Annotated in this window: 13 protein-coding genes; 7 read left to right on the top strand and 6 right to left on the bottom strand. The window is 56.3% G+C overall.

All coding sequences use genetic code 11. The annotated features are described in order from the left end of the window. The first annotated feature begins 256 nt into the window (after positions 1-256). Positions 257-1,747 carry a GH3 auxin-responsive promoter family protein gene (locus IPJ96_02105; GenBank protein ID MBK7909141.1) on the top strand — a complete coding sequence of 497 codons (1,491 nt, stop codon included), beginning with the start codon at positions 257-259 and terminating at the stop codon, positions 1,745-1,747. A gap of 53 nt (positions 1,748-1,800) precedes the next feature. On the opposite strand, the gene IPJ96_02100 is transcribed toward IPJ96_02105, so the two are convergent. Beyond that, entirely contained in the window at positions 1,801-2,616 is an 816-nt protein-coding gene (locus tag IPJ96_02100; protein ID MBK7909140.1) for a methyltransferase domain-containing protein, read from the bottom strand. Positions 2,617-2,696: 80 nt separating this feature from the next. Further along, entirely contained in the window at positions 2,697-3,560 is an 864-nt protein-coding gene (locus IPJ96_02095) for a helix-turn-helix transcriptional regulator (GenBank protein ID MBK7909139.1), read from the bottom strand. 172 nt (positions 3,561-3,732) lie between these two features. Between IPJ96_02095 and IPJ96_02090 the strand changes: the two genes are divergently transcribed. Both IPJ96_02090 and IPJ96_02085 read left to right on the top strand, forming a co-directional pair. Continuing rightward, positions 3,733-4,563, top strand: a complete 831-nt coding sequence (locus tag IPJ96_02090; GenBank protein ID MBK7909138.1) for a hypothetical protein — start codon at positions 3,733-3,735, stop codon at positions 4,561-4,563. Positions 4,564-5,177: 614 nt separating this feature from the next. Then, positions 5,178-5,645 (top strand): DUF4440 domain-containing protein, encoded by a 468-nt coding sequence (locus IPJ96_02085; protein ID MBK7909137.1) that lies wholly within the window; start codon positions 5,178-5,180, stop codon positions 5,643-5,645. Positions 5,646-6,802: 1,157 nt separating this feature from the next. On the opposite strand, the gene IPJ96_02080 is transcribed toward IPJ96_02085, so the two are convergent. Beyond that, positions 6,803-8,008: a T9SS type A sorting domain-containing protein gene (locus tag IPJ96_02080; GenBank protein MBK7909136.1), complete on the bottom strand. Its 1,206-nt coding sequence runs from the start codon at positions 8,006-8,008 to the stop codon at positions 6,803-6,805. A gap of 116 nt (positions 8,009-8,124) precedes the next feature. Here IPJ96_02080 and IPJ96_02075 point away from each other — a divergent pair, with 116 nt between their 5' ends. Beyond that, positions 8,125-9,291 carry a 1-deoxy-D-xylulose-5-phosphate reductoisomerase gene (locus tag IPJ96_02075; GenBank protein ID MBK7909135.1) on the top strand — a complete coding sequence of 389 codons (1,167 nt, stop codon included), beginning with the start codon at positions 8,125-8,127 and terminating at the stop codon, positions 9,289-9,291. Position 9,292: 1 nt separating this feature from the next. Here IPJ96_02075 and IPJ96_02070 read toward each other — a convergent pair whose 3' ends face one another. From IPJ96_02070 to IPJ96_02060, 3 genes are all read right to left on the bottom strand, one after another. Further along, positions 9,293-9,685, bottom strand: coding sequence for a DUF1801 domain-containing protein (locus tag IPJ96_02070; protein ID MBK7909134.1), 393 nt, complete (start codon positions 9,683-9,685; stop codon positions 9,293-9,295). A gap of 101 nt (positions 9,686-9,786) precedes the next feature. Further along, positions 9,787-11,166, bottom strand: a complete 1,380-nt coding sequence (locus IPJ96_02065) for a hypothetical protein (GenBank protein ID MBK7909133.1) — start codon at positions 11,164-11,166, stop codon at positions 9,787-9,789. A 111-nt stretch (positions 11,167-11,277) separates the two neighbouring features. Then, positions 11,278-19,440 (bottom strand): gliding motility-associated C-terminal domain-containing protein, encoded by an 8,163-nt coding sequence (locus IPJ96_02060; protein MBK7909132.1) that lies wholly within the window; start codon positions 19,438-19,440, stop codon positions 11,278-11,280. Positions 19,441-19,914: 474 nt separating this feature from the next. On the opposite strand from IPJ96_02060, the gene IPJ96_02055 reads away from it, so the two are divergent. The 3 genes from IPJ96_02055 to IPJ96_02045 all read left to right on the top strand — a co-directional run bounded on the left by IPJ96_02055 (position 19,915) and on the right by IPJ96_02045 (position 23,615). Beyond that, entirely contained in the window at positions 19,915-20,493 is a 579-nt protein-coding gene (locus tag IPJ96_02055) for a CDP-alcohol phosphatidyltransferase family protein (protein MBK7909131.1), read from the top strand. 300 nt (positions 20,494-20,793) lie between these two features. Then, a complete protein-coding gene (locus IPJ96_02050; GenBank protein MBK7909130.1) occupies positions 20,794-21,429 on the top strand; it encodes a hypothetical protein in 636 nt (211 codons plus the stop codon). Positions 21,430-21,563: 134 nt separating this feature from the next. Continuing rightward, on the top strand, positions 21,564-23,615 hold the full coding sequence (locus tag IPJ96_02045; GenBank protein MBK7909129.1) for a T9SS type A sorting domain-containing protein: 2,052 nt from the start codon (positions 21,564-21,566) through the stop codon (positions 23,613-23,615). Positions 23,616-23,960 lie beyond the last annotated feature (345 nt).

Genomic DNA, 23,960 nt, shown 5'->3' with positions numbered 1-23,960 from the left:
GTTGTGAATCGCCTTGCAGCAGCCGCTCGCATTCCTCCTTATGCACCGGCCTTTCAAAAACAAACACAGCCCTACCTGAAGCCTTCAAACTCTTCACCTAAAAATAGCATTTCACACATATAAACAAACTTTAATCATAGATCCCACAACGTGCCAAACATCAGACGTATACTACTTATAGCGCTTACTGATTGGCCCCACTCTCCCCATCCCCCAAATTCCCTAACTTCGCAACCCACACACAGCCGAGAACCCCATGTCCCTCCTCTCCGCCCTCAGCCGCCCGCTCGCTGCCCTGGTGGCGGCGCAGACGCGGAATTGGAGCCGGCATCCGAGGCGGGCGCAGCAGCGGATCTTTGATGAGCTCGTCCGGAACGGACGCATGACGGCTTTCGGGCAGGACCATGCCTTCGATACGATCCGGACCTACGCGCATTTTTCCAAGCAGGTGCCGGTGCGCGACTACGAGGCGCTGCGGCCCTGGCTCGACCGGGTGAAGGCCGCCGAGGACCATGTGCTCTGGCCCGGCAAACCGCTCTACCTGGCCAAGACCTCCGGCACCACCTCCGGGGCGAAGTACATCCCCATCACCCGGGCTTCCATCCCCAACCACATCGAGAGCACCCGCAACGCGCTGCTCAACTACATCCACCGCACGGGTAAGGCCCGCTTCCTCGACGGCAAGCTGATCTTCATCTCGGGCAGCCCGGCCCTCGATACCACCAACGGCATCCTCACCGGCCGGCTCTCGGGCATCGTGAACCACCACGTGCCCGCCTACCTCCGCCGAAACCAGCTCCCCTCCTACGCCACCAACACGATCGAGGACTGGGAGGTGAAAGTCGACGCGATCGTCGAGGAGACGCTGCGCGCCGACATGCGCTTCATCTCCGGTATCCCGCCCTGGGTGCAGATGTACTTCGACCGCCTCACGACCCGCACGGGCAAACCGATCAAGGACATCTTCCCGAACTTCGAACTGTTCGTGTACGGGGGCGTCAACTACGAACCCTACCGCGCCAAGATCGAGCAGAGCATCGGCCGGCCCGTCGATTCGATCGAGCTGTATCCCGCCAGCGAGGGCTTCATCGCCTACCAGGACATCCCCGGCGACCCGGGCATGCTGCTCATGCTGAACAGCGGCATCTTCTACGAGTTCATCCCGCTGGCCGAGTACTTCTCGCCCAACCCCACCCGCCTGCCGATCTGGGAGGTGCAACCCGGCGTGAACTACGCCATCGTGCTCAACACGAACGCCGGCCTCTGGGGCTACAGCCTCGGCGATACGGTGCGCTTCGTGAGCACCGATCCCTACCGCCTGGTGGTGACGGGCCGCGTAAAGCATTTCATCAGCGCCTTCGGCGAACACGTGATCGCCGAAGAGGTGGAAAAGGCGCTGGCCGCCGCCTCCCGCCTCGTACACGCCGAGGTGATCGAGTTCACGGTGGCCCCGCAGGTGAGTCCGCCCGAAGGCGGTCTGCCCTACCACGAGTGGTTCATCGAGTTCGGAAAACAGCCGGAGAACCTGGAAAAATTCCGCCTCGCCATCGACGAGAGCCTGCAACGACAGAACATCTACTACCGCGACCTGATCGCGGGACACATCCTCCAACCGCTACGCATCCGGCCGCTGGCGAAGGATACGTTCATCACCTACATGCGCAACGAAGGCAAGCTCGGCGGACAGAACAAGGTGCCGCGGCTTTCGAACGACCGGGCACTTGTTGACGGACTCGCGCAGCTTTGAGGCTTTCACGCTTCCTGATTCCTTCGGGAATTTCGTCCCGCACGCTTTTCACATCAGCCTTTACGCGCGGTGACCAGCAGCGCCTGCAAGGGCACCTGCAGGTACTTGTCGCCGAAGCGTTCGCTGATCTTCGCTTCGAGGTGCGACAACAACTCCGGTAACACGGCTGCGTCGCGGTCCTGGATCGCGGTCACGGTGGGCGTGCCTTCGATCAGTCCCTGCGCGGCATGTTTCGGCGACGCGCTCGTGCCGGTGAGCCGCAGCGTCTCGATGCGGATGTCGGTAAAGCCGGCCTGCTCGAGGTCGCGCCGGATCACGGACTGGTCGAAGTACGAGAAGGGCACGCTGTAGAACGCGGGCGTGTCGATCGGGAAAAAGTGCCGCAGCGTCTGGTTGGCGAGCTCGGCCATGGGGTTGTACTCGATCGCGTCCCAGGCGCTGAAGAGGAACGTACCGTCTTTTCGCAACACACGATGCGCTTCGCGGAACGCCTGCGGACGGTCACTGTAGAACATCACGCCGAACTGCGCGGCTACGCAGTCGAACGAGGCGTCGTCGAGCGGCAGGTTCACCGCGTCGATCACGTGCCAGTCGACCGTTGCGTCCTGCACGCGCTCGCGGCCGAAGTCGACCATGGCGGGATTGAGATCGGAAGCGAGAATGCGCGCTTGCTTGCCGGCGACCGCGGGCAGCAGGCGCGTCAGCCGACCGGTGCCGGCGGCCAATTCGAGAACGGACTTCGGCGCAAGGCTGCCGATGCGATCGGCGATGGCCAGGGCGAAGGGTTCGAAGAACATCGGACCGAGGTAGCGGTCGTAATTTCCCGGGATCTGACCCGAGAATGCAATGGGGGTTGTTTGGGTAGTCATGATGAAAATATTTACGGCAAAACTAAAGCGCCTTCCGCGCGCGGACGTTGCCAGAAAGTCCAAAGAATTGCCTGTGCGGCTCAGGCCGTCAATTCGCGCTGTTCCGAAGGCGCGTGTCCGTAGAACTGTCGGTAGGCGCGGCTGAAATGCGAAGCGCTCTCGAAGCCGCTCTCCCAGGCGATCTCGCTCACTGGCTTGCGCGTGCCGACGAGTAGCGTACGCGCGTGCTGCAAGCGGCGCTCCAGCAGCCAGCGCCCGGGTGGAACGCCGAAGCGTTCTTCGAAGCAGCGCTTGAACGACGACAGGCTCTTGACGCTGAGGCGGGCGTAGTCTTCGAGCCGGAGGTTGTAGCGAAAGTTCTCTTCGAGTATCCGCCGGAAGCGGACGGTGTCATCGTCGGCTTCGAGCGAACGGAAAAAGTCGGTGATGTCCTTGTTCGCCGGATTGCCGACCACCTGCAGGATGAGTTCGCGGAACTTGAGTTCGAGCAGGGAGTTGTTCACCTGCTGCGCCTGGTGGAAATACGGCACGACCGACTGGAAGAAAGCATGGATGGCATCATCGGCAGCGACCGGCAGGATCGGGGGCAGCTCGCGTCCGAGCGCGCAGGGCGTCATGCCCGCGACGCTCCGGATCGTTTCCCGGATGAATCCTTCGCTGAGAAAGAAGAGCACCACACAAAAGCGCGTCTCAAAAAACTGCTCGACGATGTGCGCGCCTTCGCGTACGAAGATGCAACTGCCTTTCGAGAGTTCGAGCGCGGTTCCGTTCGCGTGCCAGGTCTTTTTGCCGTCGACCACATACACGAAATAGTGCTGGTTGCTCCAGAGATCGACCTTCTGCTCCTCGAGCGGACAGTCGTACAGCGTGATCAACTGTTCGTCGACGGAGAGCTGACGGTAGTAGTCGGGATTCTCCCGGATCTTATCTAAAAAGTTGAACATGGGGAGGAAAATGCTGTAAAAGTACGAGTCGAACGGATATGCACTGCCGCTTTAATCCTGCCTCATCCTTTCGTCGTACTGTTTTGTCTGTTAAAAATGGTTCTCACACATCGATTTCATGTTTTTTCTTAGTTTGTACTCGATTTTTAACCTCTTCCCGCACCGGCCCCGCATGTCCTTGTTACGCGTCCTCCGCCTTTTCCTGCCTGCTCTATTGCTCGTGTGTGGGTTAACGGCCTCTGCTCAGGACCTGATCATCCGTACCAACAACGACACCCTGCGCGCGAAAGTGCTCGACATGGGTCCGACGAAGATCAAGTACCGGATCGGCAATGCGAAGAGCGCGCCGGTGCTGGAGATCTACAAGAACGAAGTGAAAGAGATCATCTTCGAGAGCGGTTCCCGCCTGGTGGTGGTGTACAATCGCTACGAAGTGCCGCAGGAACTTTTCGTGGAAGAGCGCAAGGCGGCCTTCAAGGTCGATTTTCTTTCATCACTGTTCAACCACTACGTGATCGGGTACGAACGCAAATGGAAGAACGAGACCAACCTGGAGTTCAAGGCGGGCTATATCGGTCCGGGCATCTCGACGGCGATCCGCGAAGGGCGCGGTTATATCGTGAAGGCCGGCATCAAGTTCGTCTGGCCCGAGGAGCAGATCATGAAAGGGCTGCGCTTCACCAACGCGTTCAACGGAAAGTACCTGCGTCCGGAGATCATCTTCAACCAGTACTCGCAGTCCGACGAAAGTTATCCGAACCGTTTGTATTTCACCAACGCGGTGATCAACCTCTGCTTCGGCCGGCAGCACGTCTTTCGCAACAAGATCCTGCTCGACTACTACGCCGGTTTCGGCTACGGCTGGCAGTCGAACAACTACCGCTCCACTTCCACCTACGACCGCGATGTGGTGGACCTGAACTACGTCTACTCCCACATTTTCCTCGGCCGCAACTTGCCGCTGGTGGTGAGCGGGGGGATGATGATAGGTTTTTGTTTTTAGGGGGAACGGTTGTTAGGGACGAGGGACGAGGGACGAGGGGCGAGGGACGAGGGGCGAGGAAAAGAAGAAACGAGGAACGGGACCGAGACCGAGGGAAATTAGGTACGAGGTTCGTGATGCGAGGTGCGAGGGGAAAATAGGGACGAGGGACGGGGGACGAGGAAGGGAGGTACGAGGTTCGTGATGCGAGGTGCGAGGGGAAAATAGGGACGAGGGGCGTGGGACGAGGGACGAGGAAAGGAAGGAGCGGGACCGAGACCGAGGAAAATACCACCTACCGCCTACTGCCAACCGCTTTCTGCCTACCGTATTCTGCCTACCGCATTCCGCCGACCCAAAAGCCAGCCCCGGAGGGGCCCAACATTATAGACCGTGCGGTTCCCTTCGCTAATCGACAGCTCCGGAGGAGCGTAATAACAGTTGATGAAAGGCTGGGCGTATAAAGTTTGCAAGAATAAACGCGTTGTTCCATCGCTCGTAGTTCTGAATCCATCCCACCCCATCCCTACCCAGAAGGCGTTCCATGGAACGCCTTCTGGGTAGGGATGGGGTGGGATGAATTGGGATGTTATCGAGACTACGATAAAATACTGCCAGTAAAAAATCACTCCCCCATGTTAAAGCAACTGACCGCTACTTTACTCACGCTGACTCTTCTCTCTTCATGCAGCAAGAATTCTCCTACCCACGCCGGCGGCGGATTGGATTCGTTGCTGGCAACGGACCGCGCGGCTTCGCGCATGGCGGCGGACTCGGGCTTTAGCGCTACGTTATTGTCGTATGCCGACAATGGTTTTGTCAAGTTGAATCATGGAGAATATCCGGTCGTCGGCAAACAGGCGTTTCGGGAAAAGCTGAACGGTCGTGCCGGCACCCGCGACATCAGTTGGGAACCTCGCGACGGAGCAGTCGCCCAATCAGGCGATCTCGGATTCACCTGGGGCGACTGGACTTATCACGGCAAAGACACGACCGTGTACGGGAATTACATCACCGTCTGGTCGAAGCAAGCCGACGGAACCTGGAAGATGCGGCTCGACGGCGGCAACGAAACGCCGGGGCCGCCGGAGGGGGAAGAATGAGGGACGAGGGGCGTGGGACGAGGGACGTGAAGGAGGGACGAGGGGCGTGGGACGAGGAAATGAGGTGCGAGATGCGAGGTGCGAGGTGCGAAGGAAGAATACTTCCTGCTAACTGCCTGCCGCCAACTGTTCACTGTTTACTGTTCACTGTTCACCAATCACTATTCGCTATTCACTGTTCACTACCTCCTGAACGATACACGGAGCACAACACCAATTCCCTCCTCACCGTTAGTCCCGTGTTCACTCGTCATGTTGGCAACTTTGCACCCTTATACGATACTGCTTGCCGAGTTCACCCGGGGCTAGCTTATTCGGTTGTTAGCACAGATCATCGACATCCTCCGCTGCTGCTTTGCTGCTGTCAGCTTTGAATCCGCTGTTGTTACGCCCCTCCGGGGCTGGATAACATCGATTATTTGTTTTACAAATATGTTTGGCCCCTCCGGGGCGGATAGCGGGAGTTCGAATACACAATGCCGGAAGAAAAGAAGGGACGAGGGACGTGGGACGAGGGACGTGTTACATACTGCCAACTGCATACCGCCTACTATTCGCTGTTCGCTGTTCGCTATTCGCTATTCACTATCCCCTGACAACATCCTGAATCTTACTTTGCTGCTGTCAGCTTTGAATCCACTGTTGTTACGCCCCTCCGGGGCTGAATAACGTCGATGGTTTGTTTTGCAAATATGTTTGGCCCCCTCCGGGGCAGATAGCGGGAATCCGAACACACAATGCCGGAAGGAAAGAAGGGACGAGGGACGTGGGACGAGGAAAGAAGGAGCGAGATGCGAGGTAGAGTGCTAAAATTCTCTGCATACTGCATATTGCATACTGGATCGAGGATCGAGGTAAGTTGGAAACTTGTAAAAGCCGTTGCCTACTGCTAACATCCAGCCCCGGAGGGGCCAAATATTTTAGACCGCGCGGTTCCTTTTAGCAATCATCAGCCCCGGAGGGGCGTAACAACTGCCGACGATTGGCAATGCCACATCAATTATTTTCGAGGAAAAGGACGAAGATGGGGAAAGGGAGGAACGAGGAACGAGACCGCGTGTAGGAGGGACGAGGGGCATGGGACGAGGAACGTGATACATACTACCAACTGCATACCGCCTACTGTTCGCTGTTCGCTATTCGCTATTCACTTTTCACTATTCAACCACCAACCGCACCGTCTCTGCTTCGCTGCCGGAAACTGCGCGAACGTTGTAGATGCCACGACTCCATTGTTGCGCCGGCAGGAGGATTTCCTGAGTGCGAGTTGAGGTGCGGTATACCAATGCGCCGCGGGCGTCGGATACTTCCACGCTGCGTTGAGCGACGGTCGGAAAGCGAAGCACTGCCGGCCGGGAGGTGACCGGATTTGGATAAATGATCGTCGCGGGCGTTGCATCCAGTTCATCCACCGAGGTAGGCGTTTCGCAGACGGGATTAGGCACCGCAACCAGTTTGAGGAACGGCAGCGGGTCGGTGTAGATCGGTCCGAAGGTATCCGGCAGCTCGAAGAGCATCGCCTGGTGGGGCGACAGACCGTTGAGCATGAAGAGCGATGGGCCGGGTGCGAGGCAATAGGTATTCGAACGCCATTGAGAAAACGTATTGGCAAGGGTGCCGACCGTATCAATGGTGCCGTCCTGCTGGTTGAGCGTCGCAAGTTTCCAGTTGCCCCCACCGGCGAATGGATCGCCGATCAGTCCGTAGATCGTACTGGTGTAGCAATCGAAGATGCTCGCGAAGAAGCGATCGGGCCCCGGAAGAGTATCGAGCGCCACGATCGATTGCGTGGACGGCTCGGCGCGGTACAGCACATCTCCGCCGGCCATGAAATCATTCGACCAGAAGAACAATTCGTCGCGCCGGTTGATCACAGCGTTATCGGCATACACGGTCCCGGTGTTGGACATCGTCGCCAGCACCGTCGTCAAGCCCGATTGCGGATTGAGCCGAAAGAACTCGTAACCCGGCGCAGTACTGGACAGCCGCAAGCCGTAATAGAAATTGGAGTTGAACGAAGGGAGGATGTATTTGGTCAGGGTACCGGGTCCGCTGTCGATGTACGTATTTCGTACAACGATGCCGTTCGTATCGATCTCGACGAGGTAGTTATCCTGCAGACTGTCCTGCAATTGCACGACATATCGACCGGGACGGCTGAAGAAATGCACATCGCTGAAATAACCCGCATAGGGCAATGGAACACTGAGTACCCGGTTGCCCGTGAGCAGGTCCACCTTCTCAAAGGTGGGGATATACGCGGGCGACTCGTACGAAATCGCATACCAGGAGCTGAAAGGTGCTTGCGCGGCAGCACTGAGTACGGCAATACAAAGGGTAATGGAGCAGAAGAGGTATTTCATTTCGCCAATATAAAAGCCTGCCCGAATTCCCACTACCGGAGTTTTGTGAATGGCCTGAACAAAGCGGCGTAAAAAGCGTTAATTTCGTCGTCCACGTTAAAGTACAAGGGTTTCCCGTGTCTTTCAAGCCTCGCCACATTGCCATCCTCGGCTCCACCGGTTCCATCGGGACCCAGGCGCTGGACGTCGTACGCGAACAACAGGGCCGCTTCGTGGTGGAAGTGCTGAGCTCGAACAACAAGGTCGACCTGCTTATCGAACAGGCGCGGGAGTTTCAACCCAACGCGGTGGTGATCGGTGATACCCGGCACGATCGTGCGCTGCGCGACGCGCTGGCGGATCTGCCGATCAAGGTCTTCTCGGGTGCCGATGCGCTCGAGCAGGTCGTGCAAATGGACGGGATCGACATGGTGCTGACCGCGCTCGTCGGTTACGCCGGACTGAAGCCGACGCTGAGCGCGATCCGTGCCGGCAAGCACATCGCCCTGGCGAACAAGGAAACGCTGGTGGTAGCAGGCGAGCTCGTCACGGCTTTGGCGAAAGAGAAGGCGGTGAACATCTATCCCGTCGACTCCGAACATTCGGCGATCTTTCAATGCCTGGCCGGAGAGTGGCACAACCCGATCGAGAAGATCATCCTCACCGCTTCCGGGGGACCGTTCCGTGGACGCACTCGTGCCGAACTGGCACATGTGACCAAAGCGCAGGCCCTCAAGCATCCCAACTGGGACATGGGCGCGAAGATCACGATCGACTCGGCTTCGCTCATGAACAAAGGACTGGAAGTGATCGAAGCGAAGTGGCTGTTCAACCTGAAGCCGGAGCAGATCGAAGTCGTGGTACATCCGCAAAGCATCATCCACTCGCTGGTCCAGTTCGAAGACGGATCGATCAAGGCACAGCTTGGTCTGCCCGACATGAAACTGCCGATCCAATACGCGCTCGCGTATCCGGAGCGTTTAAGGAATTCATTCCCCCGCTTCGACTTTTCCCGCTACCCCGCCTTCACCTTCGAGCAGCCCGATACCGAAACATTCCGCAATCTGGCGCTGGCAATCGACGCGATGCGCAAAGGGGGTAACATGGCCTGTATCGTGAACGCCGCGAACGAAGTCGCGGTGGCCGCGTTCCTCGAAGACCGTATCGGTTTTTTGGAAATGAGCGACCTGATCGAACGCTGCATGCGGCAGGTCTCGTTCATTGCTCATCCGACACTGGAAGACTATGTAAAGACCGACGCGGAAACGCGCCGGCTTGCGCTGGAAGGATTACCGGTGCGCTGAATTATTTCATATACCCCATCTCTTTCCAAATCTTGACACCGGCTTTCAACAAAGCCGTCACTTCCTTTTCATCCACCTGATCAACCTTCTTGATGTTGAAGCAGGTTTTCCCTTTGAGGCACTTCATCAGCTTCGGGGCGAGTGCGCCCAGCGCTTTGGCCTGTGTGTAACAAGGGAAGAAATAAAAGCTGACCATGTCTTTTCTGGCAACGGAAGAGGCAAAGTACATCCCGGGGATGATTTCCTTCTTGTAACCGTACGGAACCGGTTTGTTCCCGATGATCTCCATTCCCTTGTCGGAAGCGCTCTTCTGGATCATAGGCGGACAAACCTTCGCCATGGATTTGTTGAGCCGGGAAATGATCTCGTTGCGGTCGGCATCGGTAAGGGGCATGATAATTCGTTTTGTAATAATGGTGAAAGTATAAAATCCTGTCCTACCCGCGTACTAGCGCATACACTTCAGGAGAAGCAAAAAGGTCATGCGGACGACCCCTATTCCGGCTCCTGCCTGATGTAGGCCATGATCATCGGATAGGAGTTCGACAGTTCAAGCTCTTCCGCAAGACGATTGTAGTCGTCCAGGAATTGATCGGTCACCAGTTTGGCATCGTACTGAGCTCCGAAATACTCCGGACTGGATGCAGCGGACCGCTTGAACCCGTGTCGTGCCAGGATCCGGTCGATGGAATCCGGCCGGACACCGATAGCGAGTTGGAAGTAAACGCAGCCATTCAGATACGAAGGCGGATCCAATGGGTATTCACCGCCGACAAGGTTGAAGACATGTTCAACGAGTGGATGCCGGGCCAGATCGCTTGCCGCAACAACGCCCGCCATCGGAAGATCGATTCGCCAAAGGTTGTTACGATAAGGATGTCGTTGCCATTGGCCACCCGGGAAAGCGTGTTTCAGTTCTTCTATCAGGGCGAGGGAAGTATGTCGGCCTTCGCCGGAATCCATCTTGCATTCGACATAAAAACTGTTCTGCAAAAAGTCGATCGGCATCCTGTTTCGATGAAAGTAATAGTATCGCTGCCCCGTCTTCAACAAATGAACCTGCAAGCCTTCACCGATACCGCGGGGGTAATGGATCGGAACGACAGCGGACCCGTACCGGTTGGACACACGTATGGAGTCTGCTGAATCAGGAAGGAAACAATCCGGCTCCATAGCCAGTCCGGACGAACGAACCTGGATCCATTGTCCGCCTACGTGTGCACGAATCTCAAGCGAATCTTCAACGGTGCCCGGGCTTGGTTGTACCGATAAGGGTGTATGCCGAACGAACAGGCTATCGGCGATCTGCTCGCCCTGTTCGTTCCAATAGGTCCAACGATTAATACGCGAACGATCCTGCGACAGCTCGTAGCCGAGTGCTGCGGGCATACCGTTCGGATGAACTTGCAATACGCAGATCCAGGCTCCATTCTTATACGGCTGTTCTGCCCGTTGGGCCCGGCCATTATCATAGCGCTTAAGCACTTGTTTTGTATCGATCAGGAAGTAGCGGGTGACCAGTGTAACCGGAAGCAGGCGATCCATTTTCATTTCGGTACGGACTTGCGTTTCTTCCAGCAACCCCATGGACCTGTGAACAGTATCGCGATAGTAAACGGCTCCTTCCTCTCCAGAGGATACATGCCGGGTGAAGCGAAAACGGTCGGGCCTTGCCGTCCACATGCTTTGCACGTTTACCGAAAACGCGCTCTTGTTCTCAAATGAAAACGTATCGCAAACTACCTGCGGATCGCCTGGCCGGACTTCGATCACACCCAGCCAGTGCTCGGTGCCCTTTTTGAAATAAAGCTCGTCGAGTCCCTTCGAACCGGAATGAAGGAATAATAAGAGGAAAAGCGGAGTCAGCAAGCGCATGCGGAAGTTTGAGACCTGAACGGCTCAATTTCCACAAAATTCAATTCCTGAAAAACTATCGAAGTCAGTGCCGCTCCTCAGGCAAACGACAGGAACAATCCGGGAGCGGGATCAATACACCAGGTTCACGTGTCCGATATACTGGTGTGTCTTGCCTTCCGGATCCTTCAGGCGGATGACGTACACATACACATCCTGCTGACACAACCGGTTTCCGCCTTTTGTCGTCCCGTCCCAACCCGCTTCCAGGTCGGAGGTGGAGAAGATGTTCACACCCCAGCGGTCGTAAATCCAGAGTTCGAAATCCTTCACACCAACGCAAAGCGGCTTGAAATGTTCGTTGATGCCGTCATTGTTCGGCGTAAAGGTGTTCGGGATATAAACGGCGAACTCGCCTTTCACCCGGATCGACCGATAGGTGGTATCCGGACAACCGTGTTCCGTTCGACTGACCAGTCGGATCGTATAGTTACCGGTGTCCCGATAAGTATAGACCGGTTCACGTTCGGCGGAGTTGCCGAGGCCGTCGCCGAAATCCCAATTCCAGCGTACCGAACGCAGGCTGTTGTTGATCATTTCCACGCGTGGACGGAAGATCGATACTTCCTCCGGCTGCGCGATGAAATCGGCGATCGGATTCGGATGAACATTCACCGCGGCAGGTACGAGCGTTTGCGACGCGCAGCCCAGTGGTGTGATCACGAAGTGCCGCACTGTGTACGCGCCCGGCTGCGCGAATGTATGCGCGGGGTTACGGTCGGTGCTCGTGGCGCCATCACCGAAGTCCCAGAGATAGCTGGTTCCTGCCGGCAAGTTGCCATTGTTGACATATTGTACTGTGAACGGAACACAACCGCTCGCAGGATTCGGCAGGAAGTTCGAGGAAGGCGCAGCAACCACGTTCACCGGCACCTGCAACTGCACCGGCGCACTGCCGCACTGGTCGCTGACCGTCACCGTATAGAGCGTAGTCGTAGCTGGTGTGACGGTGATCGAAGGTCCCAACGCACCGGTATTCCAAGTGTAGGAATACGGCCCGCCATTACTGCCGTTGGCAAAGGCCGTTAACGTTGCCGGATCGCCCGGACAAAGTGTATCTGCATTCGATACGATCGCCGTCAGTGCAGGATACAATTGCAACACGACGGATTGCGGACCGGCAATACATCCATTCGCGTCGGTAAGTGTAACCGCATACGTACTGGTAGCTGCAGGCTGTACGGTCTGATTGGCCGTCTGCGCGCCATTGCTCCAGAGGAATGCATAGCCGGGAGTGCCGCCGGCGGCGCTTGCCTGGATCTGCGTTGACTGGCCGATACACAACCAGGCGTCACCTTGCGTTGAAAGCAGCAAAGCAGGTGGCTCCGTGACCGCGACCGCGCCGGTAATGGTACAGCCGTTGTCGTCGGTAACCGTTACGCTGTAGTTGCCGGCCGCGAGTTGATCCACGCTGGAAGAACTTGCACCGGTACTCCATTGATAAGTATAAGGTGAGGTGCCGCCTTGAACAGAAACGCTGACCGATCCGTCGCTACCTCCATTACAGCGCACTGCCGCCGCATTCGATGCAGACTGCAATGCCGCAGGCTCAGCGATCGTCACGGTTTCCGTACGGGTACAACCGTTCGCATCGGTGACCTGGACGGCATAAATGCCGGCACGCAAGTTGACAGCCAGCGGCTGCTGCACGCCGATACCTGCCCATTCATAATTATACGGTGGGGTTCCGCCGTTGACGGCGATCTCGGCGGCGCCGTCGACTCCGCCGTTGCAAAGTACAGGGACGCTGCTTGTGCTGGCTGTAATCGCATCGGGTTCAGTGATCACATTGCTCAGGCTGGACGTACAGCCGTGCGCGTCGGTCACCACGACGCTATAATTTCCGGTGGTGAGCATCGTCGCGGTTTGGCTGGTTGCTCCGTTCGACCACAGGTAGGAGTAGCCGGGAGTTCCTCCGCCGGTGGTCAGTTGCAAGGCTCCGTCATTTCCGCCATGACACGAAACCGGCAGGGAGAGCGATGAAAGTTCGATGGGCGGAGGCTCTGTGATGACAAAGCTTTGAACGGCGACGCACTGGTTGCCGTCCGTCACAACTATTGAATAAGCGCCGGCGCTCAGTCCGCTCACAGCGTTGCCGCTGGCAACTCCTCCGGACCATTGATACTGGAAGGGAGCGGTCCCGCCCGTAAGGGTCACAGAAGTGGAACCATCGCTACCGCCGGGACAATTGACCGGAATGATCGGGCCGGGCTGAATGACCGGAGCGCCCATGTCGGAAACGGCGGCAATGGCGGTGGCCATACAGCCGTTCGCATCGGTGACAGTCACAGTATACGCGCCTGCTGAAAGTCCGCCCGCAGTGGTTTGTGCACTATTGCCCGGCTGCCAGAGGTATGTATATCCACCTGAACCGCCGGCAGCGATAACGCTCGCACTTCCATCCGCATTGCCGCAGGTAGATTGGGTAGCGCTGGTGCTGGCGGTCAACAAGCTTGGTTCCGTGATGGTAGCCGCGGCCGTCGTAGTACAACCCATCGCGTCCGTAACGACCACGGAATAATTGCCCGCAGGCGAATTCGTGATCTGACTGGTGGTGGATCCGCAGGGTGACCAGAGGTAACGATACGGCGCGGTCCCTCCGGTCACATTGACTGAAGCCGCTCCATCGGACAAGCCATAACACGAAACCATCTGGCTGGCGGCGGCGGCAGAAGTAAGCAGCGCCGGTTCGGAGATCGTCAGGCCAACGGTCTGAACGCAATTGTTTGCATCGGTGATGATGACGGAATATTGTCCTGCCGACAAGCCCGTAGCGCTGGAAGAAGACCCACCGGTGGGTAACCATTGATACGTAATCGGTGAACTGCCGCCGCTGATCGTGACGCTTGCGGCGCCATCCTGTCCATCGTTACAACTTACATCCGTCGATGATGCGAGCGACGCTACTGGTCCCGGAAGGTCGTTGATCAGGATGCTTGAACTCGTCGTACAGCCGTTCGCATCGGTGACCACCGAGGTGTAATTCCCGGAAAAGATGCCGCTAAGCGAGACGGACGATGATCCGCCGGGCGTCCAGTTGATCGAATAGGGGGCTGTGCCTCCACCGGGTGTTGCATTCGCCGTAGCATTGGCGGATCCGCAAGTGGACGGTGTTGATGCAAGCGATAATGTCAACAGGGAAGGTTCCGTGATCTGCATCGACTCGGTTCGTTGACATCCGTTCGCATCTCGAACGACGACGGTGTAGTTACCCGCGGCCAATCCTGTTGCCAGCGCGGTCGTTTGGCCCGTCGGACTCCACAGATAGGTATAAGGAGCCGTTCCGCCGGAAGCCGAAACACTCGCGCTGCCGTCCTGTCCTCCGTAGCATAACACCTGCACAATCGGAGTAGCGGTTGTTACCAAAGGAGGCGGCTCCGGCACTGCGGCCGAGAGAGCAACCGTACAACCATGCGCATCGGTGACGATTACCGAGTATTGACCTTGTCCTATACCACCGGCCGAGGGGCCCGTGGAGACGGAAGGCGACCATTGATAGGCGTATGAACCTGCTCCTCCGGTAATGCCGACCGAGATGCCGCCATCGGTACCACCATTACACGAGACCGGAATCACGTTGAGTACGGATCCCGACAGCATAGGCGGTTCGGTGATCTGCACATTCGAAGAACTCGTACAACCGTTCGCGTCCGTGATCAGCACGGAATAATTCCCTGATGATAAGCCGTTCACTTGCGCAGCGGTTGTACCGACGGGCGACCATTGGTATAGATATGGGGTAGTTCCTCCGCTTGCCGTGACGGTAGCGCTTCCGTTGTTCCCGCCGTAACACAGCACCTGGGTAACCGCGTTGATCGAACTGATCAAGGCGGGTGGTTCGGTGATGGCGATCGAGACCGTTGCTGCGCAGCCGTTGGCATCGCTGACGATCACCTGGTAGTTGCCGGGAGAGAGTCCGCTCGCAACAGCGCTGCTGTTGGTGATCGGTGACCAATTGAACGAGTACGGAGAAGTGCCTCCGCTTGCACTAACACTGGCAGTGCCGTCGTTCGCGCCCTGACAGGAAATCTGGGTGACTGGACCGTTGGCCGCAAACAGCGGTGTGGGTTCCTGAACCGTTGCGCTGACCATGGTCGTGCAGCCATGTGCATCGGTTATAGTCACCGCATACGTTCCGGCGAAGAGACCCGTGGCATTGGCTGTTGTATGTCCGCCGGCATTCCAGGCGTAGGTATAGGGGGTGACACCTCCGCTGGTGGTGACGGTAACCGCGCCGGTACCGGTACCGGCACACAGTGCATTGACCGACGAGGCGGACGCCTGTAGAGGTGGTGGTTCGGTGATGGTCACCGTTAATCCGCTGACGCAGTTATTGCCATCCCGAACGGTGAACGAATACGTTCCCGCGGCAAGTCCGGTAGCATTCAACCCTGTTCCGCCTGATGGCGACCACTGATACTGAAAAGGAGCAGTACCGCCGCTCACTTGCATAGTTGCCGCGCCCGTCATGGCTCCAGCGCAAAGTACCGGCACAACACTTCCGTTGGCCAAAGTAGGTCCGCCGATATTCGATACGGCCACCGATTGTATGAGGCGACATCCGTTCGCGTCGGTGATGACAACACTGTAACTACCCGCCGGCACGGAACTGATCGAAGAAGTCGTAGTGTTACCCGGACTCCAGAAGTAGGTGTAAGGCGCGGTTCCCCCTGCAGGTGTTACGGATGCACTGCCATTCGAAGCGCCGCAGGTAGCATCGACCGTAGCGACAGCGGCGGTCAGCAATGGCGGTTGCGTAATGGTCGCACTCGCAGTGCTGGTACAACCGTTAGCGTCGCGAATCGCGACGGTATAAATTCCCGCCGGGAGAAACGATGCCAGTGTATCTGTTCCTCCGGATGGCGACCATTGATAGGTATAAGGACCCGTTCCGCCGCTCACCGATACCGATGCAGCACCGGAATTGTCGCCATAACACAATGGGCTGTTTTGCACAGTGGGTGTTGCACTTAACAACGCGGGTTGGTTAATGACGACAAGTGCGGTATTGGAACAAGCATTCGCATCGGTGACCGTAACCGTGTACGAGCCTGCGGGTAATCCGTTGGCAGATGTTGAAACCGATCCGCCTGCTGACCAGTTATAGGTATAAGGTGTCGTTCCGCCGGTTGCAACAATCGTAGCACTACCGTCATTGCCACCATAACAAGAAACGTCTACCGGCGCCAGGACGGTCGTTTGCAAGAGCGGGGGCTCTTGGATGATGGCAGCGGTTACCGTTTGGCAACCCCGCGCATCGGTAATGCTGACGGAATAAGATCCAGCCGCCAGGCCGGTTACGTTAGCCGTTGTCGTCCCGATCGGTGACCATACATACTGATAAGGAGCGGTACCGCCGCTGACATTGGTCGAGGCGGTTCCGTTCTGGCCACCGTTACAACTCACGTTGGTGGTCGAGCCGACCGACGCAAGCAAGGCGTTCGGCTGAGTAATGGTGACGGGGACACTGCGTATGCAATTATTGGCATCCCGCACGGTGACGGTATAAGAACCGGCAGCAAGACCGGTAGCCGTAGACAGCATTCCCCCGGAAGGCGACCAACTGTAATCATAAGGAGCCGTACCGCCTCCCGCAGTCACCGTCGTGGTGGCGTTACTTCCACCATAACACGATACCGGTTGATTGGACGTGATACTGGCTGTCAGTGCTGGCGGCTGGGTGATCGCGACCGATTGCGTTGACGTACAACCGTGCGCATCCGTGACCGTCACGGTATAATTGCCTGCAACCAGAAGTGAAGCTGTTGCGGCATTGCCGGCTCCGTTACTCCATGAATAAGTATAAGGAGTTGTTCCTCCGCTAGCCGTCACTGTTGCCGTGCCGGTGTTTCCTCCGTTACAGGCAATATCGGTGCTTTGGATATTTTGCGACAGCGGCGCCGGCTCAGTGATCTCGACCACCACCGACGACTGGCAGTTGTTGCGGTCGCGGACGGTGATCGTGTAATTACCCGCCTGGAGGCCGGTGGCCGAAACTCCGGTCCCGCCGCCAGGCGACCATTGATAGGTAAACGGGGCTTGTCCGCCGGTCACGTTGATCGATGCGGATCCATTGGCACCACCGCTGCAAGCGACATTCGTATAACCCGCTACGGAAACAGTCGGTCCGCCGAGGTTCGATACCCCGGCCGCATCGCTAACGGTACATCCGTGCGCATCGGTGATAACAACGGAATAAGCGCCGGCAGCAATACCGTTGATCGTCGAGGTCGTTAGTCCACCAGGTGACCAGGTATACTGATACGGTCCGGTTCCGCCGGAAGCGGCGACGCTCGCTGATCCGTTCGCGCTGCCGCATGTAGAAGGCGTCGTGCTCGTAGATGAGCTCAGGTTGGACGGTTGATTGACCACAACACTGGATGTGGTGGTGCAACCGTTGGCGTCGGTAACGGTCACGCTATAACTTCCGGCACCCAATCCGGTCACGCCTGCCGTGGTTGCTCCATTGAATGCCCATTCATAACGATAGGGAGACGTTCCGCCAGACGACGTCACCGTTGCACTACCGTTGGCATCCCCGAAACACAATAAGCTGACCGGTCCGTTGGTCGCGGCCGTTAGCGCCGGAGGTTGCGTTATCGTGACGGTTTGCGTTCGCGTACAGCCGTTCGCATCAGTAACCGTAACTGCGTAGTTACCGACAGAAAGTCCGGAAGCCGAAGATGCTGTCCCGCCGTTGGGTGACCAACTATAGGTATAAGGTGCGGTTCCACCCGAAGCGGTGATGGCCGCCGCGCCATCGTTGCCGTTTCTGCAAGAGACATTTGCCTGTGCTGCTATACTGATGGCAACAGGAGGTGGAGCGGTGAGAGTAGTCGATGCTGTGGTAGTACAGCCATAGGTATCCGTGATGGTGGCAGTATAGGTTCCGGGACCGAGGTTGCTGGCAGTTGCAGTAGTAGCGCCGCCAGGCGACCAGGCGTATTGATAGGGGCCTGTTCCGACGGGCAATGCCGTTGCAGTTCCGTTCACAGGACTTGAACAACGGGAATTGGTGGACGTGGCGGTCGCACTCAAAGGGGGGACCAGCACATCATAAGAATACGTCTGGAATCCCGCACTCGGACAGTTGTTGTCCTGCACCGTTACGGTAAAGCTGTACGGTTGCGGTCGTGCATCGGCGATGGTCGGCGTCCAGGAGAATGTGCCCACCGGTCTTGATGCTGCTGAAGGCGTGAAAGTCGCTCCGGGAATCGCATAGTTCCAGTTCATCGACACGGTTTGCGAAGCATTCGCATCGGCTGAGTTGACCGTAAAGTTCAAAGGCCGGCCCGGGCAGGCGACAATCTGGAAGTTGTTCGTACCGTTGATGCCGGTGGCCGTTGGCAACAGGTTACTACAGGGGACGGTCCAGATCTGCATATCGCGGATCACACTGCCGACCAACACGCCGTTCCGGTATTCGCGGACAATGATGGCCAGCACGCCGACTTCCGTTTGCGTCGGGGCGACGGTAATATCGCCGCTTGCATCAATCGACATCGCGGGCGATGAAGAGAGTGGGCTGTTAGTCGTGTAACCGGCGTTGAATGTTACGTTCGTATTGGCGGCTGAGCGCGGAGTGATGAACGAATAGGTGATCGAATCACCATCGGTATTGTAAGCTCCGTGGTTGTAATGAAACACCTGTCCGATACACAGGAAAGAGACCGGGATGTTGGAGAATACCGGAGAAGAGTTGGTCGGCGCTGCGACGTTGTTCAACGTAGCCTCGACATAGAGGGCGGGAGATCCCGCGCAGGTTCCGCCGGCGAATACCAGCGTGGTGATAGCACAATTCCGGCAGCAGATGGAATAACCGAATCGCCAGTCGGTGCATTGCGCCGGCAGCGTAACATTACCGCGGTATTCCCATTTCTGAATACCCGGATAGGTGCCACCCGCACAAGTGGTCACCGAGGTGGAACAGGCTTGTGAGATCTCCTGCCCGGTGCCCGGAACTTTATTCAGCGTAACACTCAGGTTATAGCCGCAACTGGCGGAGGAGTAACTGACGGAAACGTTGTTCGGGGCCGCGATGCCAGAACAATCGCGGTACAGGGTGAGATTGAGTTCGAACGTATTACCGCTGATCCATCGGTAGGTGATATCTGCACCGCTGATGTGCGTGGCATACGAAGCCAATGGGAAGGTGAGAAAGGCGAGGAAGATCATCAAACTGCGACAACCAGTCGCAAGGGATGCCCGGAGAAAAAGTCGAGGATGCATTTCCATTCAAATAAAAATTTAGCCGACCGTCGGCAGGAAACTGGCGTTCAAGCCACCGAACCCACTTCGGATAGTTACAATAAAGACGAAACGCACCATGATTCGTTAGCGCATTTCCCTCGGCTTACTTTCAGTCCATACCCGATATTGCAGGAGGAGAAACGCGTTGAAATGAAAAACACAGCCGGGTTGCGGATCATCCATGCCTCCTGTAGAGCGTCTGTAGAGAGATTTTCTTACAAAAACCCAGGCATCCCGATACCCGTTGGCCCGAAGCGGGACGGCTCCGGTCAGAAATAAATCGGCTTAAGTCTTACAGTTTTTCAACCAGTACCCGCGAAGAGTGTTTCGGATGCCAGGAAACGGGTCTGATCGCCGGAAATCGAAAGCTGAACGATCTCCACCCGCCCTGGAGCAGAACGGAAAACCATTCTTCTCAATCCGGACGAATCAATAACTTTACTTTTTAGCATTATCCGGATGGCTCGAGCCTCCTATTACCTTATCAACGGCATCACCAGCTACCGGGTACTGGCGGCTCCGGTGCTGGTGTGGCTGATCTTCACCGGTGAGGAGGATTGGTTCAAATGGCTGCTCGGGATCAGCTTCTTCACCGACCTCATCGATGGCTACCTTGCTCGCCGCTTTCATGTTGAAAGCGTTTGGGGCAGCCGGCTCGATTCGGTGGGTGATGACCTTACCGTATTGGCAGGATTCATCGGGATGTACGTGTTCAAAGGGGTATTCTTTCACGACCATCTCTTCTACTTTATCTTCCTGGGCGGTATGTTTCTCGTACAAACCGCCATCGCATTGATCCGCTTTGGCAAGACGACCAGTTTTCACACCTATCTTGCTAAGCTCTCCGCCATACTTCAAGGGTGTTTTTTCATTTTACTCTTTTTGTTGCCCACCCCGGTCTACCCGTTGTTTTATACCGCTGTCACCTTCACTTTCTTTGAATTGGCTGAAGAGATCATCATCACGTGCTATCTAAAGACATGGCGCACCAATGTAAAAGGTTTGTACTGGGTGCTGCGGGGGAACGTCAATCCCTGAATTTCAACAATCCTGCAGCATCCGGGGCTCCACACCGGAACCTTGGAATAGGTTAAGGGAACGGGATATGATGGCCGATCCCGCGTACGCCTTACCCGGGATGATTTTATCAAAGGTTCCGAATCCTGTTTCGTCCTCTTCCAAGTCATTTCCCGCCAATTATCCGGTCAACCCGCCACTTGTTCAGGCGGGATCCACACCCCGCTTCCTAAGGCAGTATCATTACAACAGATTACAACAACAAACCGCTCGACACGAGCAACCACAACAAGAAAACACAAACCCTCCATACTCCACGCCATGAAAACCTTGTCCCACCTCCGCCTCGCCGCCGCACTGCTTGCACTTGCTACCACCGGCCTTACCAGCTGTACCAAAGAGGATGGTTTCGAACCCAGCCAAAGCGCCGGCATCCGCGACCTTCGTGCTGATGCAGGAACCGCCGAAGACCGCCGCCGCAATGACCTTCCTTTTGATGCACGCGACACCAAATCGATCCATGACCAGGGAGCGCTCGATTTCACTCCTGCCTTACACGGAGAACTGGATGCCGACGATGTTGTCATGATCCAGATCGATAAGTCGGCGCTTGCCGGAAAAGCCGCATACAAACTGATGGTTTCCAAGAAAGGCATCGTTCGCTTCCTCGGCCTTCACGACACCGCAGTTCCCCAGGCTGAATTGAGGCTCAGCGGCAGCCAGCTCCAGCAACTGGAACAGATAGCAAAGGACCATGCCATCTCGACCGCTATCGGAAGCGAAAAGGACCAGGAAGTTGCAGTTTGCTACTTCTTCAGTAAAGCCGGCAACCAATCCGGCAAGCAAGCACTCGCTACTTCCGGTCGTGACTTCCAAAACATCGAAGCAGAAGTTTTGGGCGCTATCGGACTCGACAAGCTCCTCCTCGGCAACACATTTGCAACTCTCCATGACTGACGAGCTTTTCTGAAATGACACACACCTGCCCCCTTCCGGTGAATCCGGAGGGGGTTTTTGCTGAATTAATCACTCGTTTGCACAAACAATCCCTTCTATCGATCTTGTCACTTCATCCACTACACTTCGATCCAATGAAAAATCGCTACGCGCTTCGGCTCATCCAGGTCTTCCTATTGCTGTTGGCAACGGAATCTTCGCTGGCCCAATGGCAACCGTTGAATGGCCCCTTCTCGGGATATGTCTCGTCCATCGCCTCGGACAACGATTACCGATATGCCGGTACCCGCGGCGGCGGATTCTTCCGCTATACCGATGTCGCCGGAACCTGGTCCCGAGTCAATTTCGATCTGCTTTATTATGATTACTATGACCTCCTCATCAGCAACGATACCATTTTCGCTGCAACCAATAATGGAGTTGCTTATTCTACGGATCAAGGCGTAAACTGGACCCTTTCCAACAACGGGATCAACGATGCCGTTTCCGAAATCCTCTTACTAAACGGCATTTACTATGCCGCTAGCGGGTATAGCGGCGTTTTCGTTTCAACGGACGGCGGTATGAACTGGAATCCCTCCAACAACGGACTCACTACACTTACGCTCTATGACATTGAGCATGACGGCAACGATCTGTATGTTGCCACCGACGGAGAGGGAGTGTTTAAGTCAACAGATGGCGGCGCGAACTGGATTGCAGTAAACAACGGCATCACCGGCACGATCGCGCAGGCAATTTCCGCGGGCGGAGGATACATCTTCGCGGCCATTTCATCCGACGGAGTTTATCGCTCCTCCGATCAGGGCGCGAACTGGGAACCCGCCAACACCGGCATGCCGACAGTTTATTATTTCCCCGCCATGGAATACTACGGCTCGGAACTTTACGTCGGCACCTACGGCTATGGTTTCTGGAAAACTTCCGACAACGGCGACAACTGGACGGAGATTAACACCGGCATCCTCAATCCGCAGGGATATTCCGTGTATTCAGAGAATGGAAATCTCTGGGCCGGTTCCGGTGCAGGCATCTTCAAGTCCACCAACAGTGGAACCAGTTGGACCGATATGTCAGACGGTATGCTGGCGGCGCAGGTTACACGAATTGTCCAAACCGGAACCTCATTGATCTGCATTCTCGAAGACGGCGGATTGGTCCGTTCCAGCGATGGCGGAGCTAACTGGTCGAGCAGCAATACCGGTTTCACGGAAGTGAACCAACAGGATCTCTATGTGTACGGCAGCAAGATCTTTTGCGGAACCAACTATTCATCCGTCTATGTTTCTACGGACGATGGCGCGAGCTGGTCGCCATCCGGCAACGGCATCACCAATCCCAATATCGGATGTTTCACTTCGTATGGAAACAAACTCTTTGCCGGATCCATCGGCGGAGGAGTCTATTTCTCGGACGACGACGGCGCGAATTGGTCAGAAGTGAACAATGGCCTCACCACCCAGGTCATCTCCTCGCTGGCCAATACGGGAACAGAGGTTTTCGCAGCCACGTATTCTGCCGGTGTCTTTCGTACTACGGATGACGGAGCAAACTGGAATGTCGTTAACAATGGTCTGACCAACCTTTCGGTATTCAGCCTGGTGTCCCTGAACGGCAACCTCTACGCCGGAACCAACGGCGATGGCGTCTTCATGTCGGATGACGGCGGCGCCAACTGGTCACAGATTAACAACGGATTGGGTTCTTTGTATATCCGACGACTCTATTCGGATGGCACCTACCTGTATTCCTGCTCCGATTTCGCCGGTATCTTCATCTCCGGCGACGGCGGTCTAACCTGGGAGGAATTCAACAACGGGCTCGTCAACACCAACCTTTATGATGTGGTCAGCGACGGCGTCAACCTGATTGCCGCCACTGCAGGCGCTTCGACCTGGATGCGGCCGGTCAGCGATTTTACGGGGCTCGGTTCCATGAACGATTCCAAATCGTCAGTTCGGCTGTTTCCCAATCCTTCCAGCGGCCGGTTTACCATCAAAGGCTTGCCCGCTGAGGGATCTTCCACCATCACGCTATACGATCTCACCGGCCGCGAATTCCGGCGTGTCGTCACACAAGGCGAACAGCAGTGTTCGTTCGACGTCGAGGATCTGCCAAAAGGGAGCTACATCGTGAGTATCCTTAGCGACCGGCTTGTTGCTATTTCTGTGCTGGTCTTGAATTGATCTGTAGGAAAATGTATGAGGGGCGGTCGTGAATAACGACCGCTCTTCTTTTTATATCGGTCGAAACTAAATTCTCTTAATCGTATACGGTTAACGTTTTCGCAAATTCAACGTGGTGTGAATCAACCCTGGCATCCATGTGCATCAGCCGATTACTACTCGGAAGCAATGCATAAACGGTCGCTGATTCCTCGTAGTTAGAAAAGCCTCAGGTATTCAGCCTTGGTAGCATTGCAATAAATCAACTCCCATTATCCGGGTGAAGTGTCAGCGAAAAAGGCTGGTGTAAGGATTAATTGCAGATTGAAGATTATTCCGGGCAGTTCTTCGACATATTATAGGCGG

The sequence above is a fragment of the Bacteroidota bacterium genome (assembly GCA_016713765.1).
GTDB lineage: Bacteria > Bacteroidota > Bacteroidia > AKYH767-A > 2013-40CM-41-45 > Pollutiaquabacter > Pollutiaquabacter aromativorans.
Note: the sequence above shows the minus strand (reverse complement) of the source record. Positions and strands in the feature narration are given on the sequence as shown.